The sequence below is a fragment of the Streptomyces sp. NPDC002130 genome, assembly GCF_040296465.1.
Lineage (GTDB): Bacteria > Actinomycetota > Actinomycetes > Streptomycetales > Streptomycetaceae > Streptomyces.
Genome location: NZ_JBEOXI010000465.1, coordinates 1 through 3,417 on the forward strand (window position 1 = coordinate 1; position 3,417 = coordinate 3,417).

Annotated in this window: 8 protein-coding genes; all 8 read right to left on the reverse strand. The window is 61.3% G+C overall.

The window, feature by feature from the left end; all coding sequences use genetic code 11:
* Positions 1-372, reverse strand: a 372-nt coding sequence (locus ABT116_RS41070; RefSeq protein WP_351645289.1) for a hypothetical protein, incomplete at its 3' end; no start/stop codon positions are given.
* A gap of 21 nt (positions 373-393) precedes the next feature.
* Positions 394-831, reverse strand: a complete 438-nt coding sequence (locus tag ABT116_RS41075; RefSeq protein ID WP_011331668.1) for a hypothetical protein — start codon at positions 829-831, stop codon at positions 394-396.
* Positions 828-1,139: a hypothetical protein gene (locus tag ABT116_RS41080; protein WP_003941809.1), complete on the reverse strand. Its 312-nt coding sequence runs from the start codon at positions 1,137-1,139 to the stop codon at positions 828-830. Before ABT116_RS41080 ends, ABT116_RS41075 begins: the two co-directional genes overlap by 4 nt.
* A gap of 120 nt (positions 1,140-1,259) precedes the next feature.
* Positions 1,260-1,403: a hypothetical protein gene (locus tag ABT116_RS41085; RefSeq protein WP_003941815.1), complete on the reverse strand. Its 144-nt coding sequence runs from the start codon at positions 1,401-1,403 to the stop codon at positions 1,260-1,262.
* Positions 1,404-1,621: 218 nt separating this feature from the next.
* A complete protein-coding gene (locus tag ABT116_RS41090) occupies positions 1,622-2,239 on the reverse strand; it encodes an HNH endonuclease family protein (protein WP_351645293.1) in 618 nt (205 codons plus the stop codon).
* Positions 2,240-2,370: 131 nt separating this feature from the next.
* Complete coding sequence (locus tag ABT116_RS41095; RefSeq protein WP_003941812.1) at positions 2,371-2,664, reverse strand: hypothetical protein; 294 nt, start codon at positions 2,662-2,664, stop codon at positions 2,371-2,373.
* Positions 2,665-2,986: 322 nt separating this feature from the next.
* Positions 2,987-3,154, reverse strand: coding sequence for a hypothetical protein (locus ABT116_RS41100; RefSeq protein WP_157770399.1), 168 nt, complete (start codon positions 3,152-3,154; stop codon positions 2,987-2,989).
* Positions 3,151-3,417: hypothetical protein (locus tag ABT116_RS41105; protein WP_351645298.1), on the reverse strand; the 267-nt coding region annotated here is incomplete at its 5' end. The genes ABT116_RS41105 and ABT116_RS41100, both read right to left, overlap by 4 nt.

The following is a 3,417-nucleotide window of genomic DNA, read 5'->3' on the forward strand; positions in this document are numbered from 1 at the left end:
GCCGGGCCACCGTATCCGGACTTGGTGTGATCCAACCTCTGGGCCGGGGCGGCCCTTCGGTTCTGAAGTCCTCACAGCACCTGCCCGGCCTCCGGCGGCCGTGGTTGTGGTGCTGTGAAGGATCGCGAGCGTGGCACGGATATCGCGGGCTGCGGCGGCGAGGTGGGTGGTGATGTCCTGATTGTCGGCTTCGGCGGCGAGGAACAGTTCCAGCGCTTCTGGGTACGTTCTCGGGCCGGTGTAGAGCCCTCGGAGTTCTTCGCGTGCATCAGCTATCCCGGCGAGGGCATCGTCGAGGGCCGCGAGCATTGCTCGGAGTCGCCGTTCGGCCGGGTCGGGGAAAACTTGTGCGGCGCGGTATGTCTGAGTCATGAGCGGGATTCTCCTGTCGTGTCATGTCGCGTTTCGAGGACCGTTCGTACGTGTCAGGGGGCGGAATCGGTCCCGGGGGGTATGCCGATCGGTGGGCGGGAGGACCGCGACGATGTGGCTCTCTACCGACCGCCGGCGGCTCACTTGGATGTCTCCGGCGATCAGCTCGCGCATCCGATCTGCGATGTCGCTGTCGTCTTCGTAACCGCTGCAGAAGATTCTGTCGTCCGGGCCGCGTACGCCGCGCTCGGTGTCGAGGATCGTGTAGTACGGGACCCTGCGGAGGTTGAAGGGGCTGGTAAGGATCGCGAACCTGCCATCGCCGGATGTTGCTCGCACCCTCCACCATCGCCGGGACTCCGCGAATTGCACGCGGTGCCCCATTTCGAGCGCGGTTGCAGCGACCGAGAGTGATGAGCAGGGTGCGATTCGGTCGCCAACACTCGATTCATTGCTCACGACTGCGCCTCAGAGGACGTAGTGGGTAGGACATCAGGTGGAAGGGCGGCGAGTGCGGCGTGGATCTGTGCGGCGCGTTGGAGGGTGCCGCGGATGCCTTCGGGGTACGCAAATCCACGGGCGTCAAACGGGTCGGGTTGCAACGCAAGGATGGACACGCGCTCGGCGAGCGCGGCGTGCTCACTGCAGGTAAGGGATTTGAAGCGGCCCGGCGCCGGAATATCCCGCAGGGCGGATTCGAGGTGCAGCCAGGTTTCTTGGTTCGAATCCGCGGCGCCCTGTGTGTCTGTGCTGTCGATGCTCGTCATGGCTGAATTCCTTTTTTCCGAGAGGTTGGGATCGTTTCGTGACGGAGATTTCGAGATTGAAGCCGAACAACATCGAGAGTCCGTAAAAGTCGAATGCAGGACACCCGTTGCGCCTTGGGTTCAGGCGATAGGACCGGTGGTGAAGGTCAGGATCTCGGACAAACGGCCGGAGAACACGAGGTAGATGATGATTCCCAGTGCTACCGCACTGACCAGAACCGGGATGAAGGAGCCGAGTCGGATCTCCCCGGTCGACGGCTCCACTGATGCCGTTGCCGACGGCCACGCCGACTGTGATCAACGCGAAGAAGCCGAGAAAGTAGAGCCAGGCGCCGGTCACCACGCCTCCCGTGAGTGCGGCGCCTGCGGCGAAACCTATCGTCGCGATTGCCCGACTGAGGCGGGTTCGTCGTCTGCTTTCAAGGATTTCGTTCGACAAGCGGATGTGATCATCACCATCGGTAGAACTCATCTACTTCTCCTCATTTCTGTGCGCAGGCGGTGCGCGCCGCGCCGGCATCGGCGGAAGTGATCATCAGGTGATATTTCGCGGCCACGGTGAGATATTTGATGGCGTAGTCACAGTGGAATGCAGCGTTGGGGGGAAGCCAGGTGTCGAGGCCTTGATCTGACTTCGATTGGTTTGCTTTGCCTTGGGAGGCAAGCAAGTTGACGTCCGTGTCGTTGGCGAAGTTCACCCTTTGCTGCGGAGTCCAATTCGCTGCCCCCGCATCCCAGGCTCTCGAAAGTGCCACGACATGGTCGATCTGAATAGCCGAAGGATTGGACGTGGAGAACGCGATATCGGTTCCGGTGTACGGGTCGTGAAGCGTGCCGGCGATGACTTTGCAGTCGCGCGTTCCGGGTTTGAATGCGACATCTACAAGTTGAAGTTTCAGGACGTCATTGCGTGTGTCACAACCATTTCTGGCCAGAGGACCGTCGTACTTGTCGGTCCATGCGGTTCCGAAAACGCACCTTTCGCCTGTGCCGCAACCCCTTTCGTAACCAGGGATATTCGGCAACTTGTCGACGACAGTCACCGATCCGAGCAATTCGTCGAGGCGAGGTGTCGACTCGCCGGCCACTTCTGCGACCACGAGAGGTGCAGCAGGTGCACTCGTCTCCATTCCCGTCCAGGGGCCTCCCTGAGCAACCGCTGCGCACCCCGAGACCACGGTCATAAGAAGCCCCGCAGCGGCAACACACGTGGCGACCTTGCGCCTCATCATCATTCTTTCGTCTCTGCTGATGGCCACATCAATTCGGCGGCGTTAGGTGCGACGGATGAAAGACTGACTCTGCGGGCGAAATTCACGGCCACCTCGCTCGGATCCGCAGAAGGAACAAACGCGGGGTATTCGTCGAGCATCACGATCAGTCGACCGCTGTCTTCGTCACCTTGAGTTTCGGAGCTGTCCTGCTTTTCCTTTTCGGCCGCGTTTCGTGCTGCGGCGGCAGCTTCCCTGGCTCGTGCGGCGAGCGTGACGACAGTTGTATCGGGGGGTTCGATCGGCGTGGTCATGGTCTCCCTTTCCTGGCGAGCCGATGCGGTGCGTCCGGCATCGCCGCACGCTAACTCCGGACCTGGACTGGATGACGCCGTGCACGCACCTCCGTACAGAACCTGCAGCTCAGGCTCCTTTCATTTCGCCGTCAGCCCGGGAAATTCAGCCGGCGCTCGGGTGCACAAGTTTCAAGAGGCTGCCCCGATTCGGCACCGGCGAATGACAGGACTGGCCGAGTTGGTCGATCGCGTGAGGTAGTGTCGGCGGCACTGAGAATGCACCGGGTGAGTCGGGGGCACACCATGTGGTGGCCTCCGACTTTTCTTTTGTGTGCGTCCTTCAGTTCTCTTGCGCGCCGATATCGCGGACTGCGTCACCGGCTTTGTCGGGGCCAGCTTCTTCCGCTCGGCGGGTGTCGACGACTCGGAACTGTGCCGGGATCCCGAGAATGTCAGGATGAAATGTCAGGTCCGGCCGGCGACGGCGCGCCGTCTGGTCTTTGCTCATCGTTGTTCTCCTTCGGGTCTGTGATCGGTCAGTTGCACGATCAGGCGCTCGCCAGGTTGTTGTCCAGGTCGCTCGTACGGCGCGAAATGTGCACCCACCACGTCCAATTGGATTCCTCTCGGAAGCAAATGATGTGAGTTGTTCATCCGTGAAGACTGCCCGTAGTACATCCCCCGCTCTGTCGAGATCTCGAAGACGACATCTGTCGGGCGAGTGGTGGAATCGAGCTCGTGCAGCGAGTGCGTCGCTGCAGTGAACCGGTC

What these genes read in the sequence shown, in the direction of transcription:
- ABT116_RS41100 (WP_157770399.1), bottom strand. Translation starts at nt 3,154, where the DNA reads ATGAGCAAAGACCAGACGGCGCGCCGTCGCCGGCCGGACCTGACATTT.
- ABT116_RS41080 (WP_003941809.1), bottom strand. Translation starts at nt 1,139, where the DNA reads ATGACGAGCATCGACAGCACAGACACACAGGGCGCCGCGGATTCGAAC.
- ABT116_RS41095 (WP_003941812.1), bottom strand. Translation starts at nt 2,664, where the DNA reads ATGACCACGCCGATCGAACCCCCCGATACAACTGTCGTCACGCTCGCC.